The organism is Alcanivorax sp. HI0044 (assembly GCF_001634945.1).
In genome coordinates, this window is sequence record NZ_LWEZ01000769.1 from 1 (window position 1) to 317 (window position 317).

A 317-nucleotide genomic window follows, 5' to 3' on the forward strand; every position below is an offset into this window, starting at 1 on the left:
GACACTCAGGGTGAAGCCGCGGGCGGCACTGGGCTCTTTCTCTCCGGCAATGATGCCGGACAGGATCGGTACCATGGGAAAAACGCACGGGGTAAAGGCCAAGAGCAGGCCGCCCACAAAAAACAGGCCGATGATCAGGCCAAGGGGCTGGTCTTTCATCCACTGATTGAAGGCGTTGGCATCTTCGGACTGCAGCGTGTCGAGGAAGCCTGGGCCAGCGCTGGAGTCAGACGCCGCTGCTGGCGGAGCGGCCACCGGCTTTTTTGTCGGTTGGGGGTTGGCGAACTCGATGATTTTTTTGGTGGGCGGGTAGCACA

At 60.6% G+C, this 317-nt stretch carries 1 pseudogene; it reads right to left on the reverse strand.

The features are described 5' to 3' along the window. A pseudogene (locus tag A3730_RS31370) lies at positions 1–317 on the reverse strand (thiol:disulfide interchange protein); the annotation flags it as partial.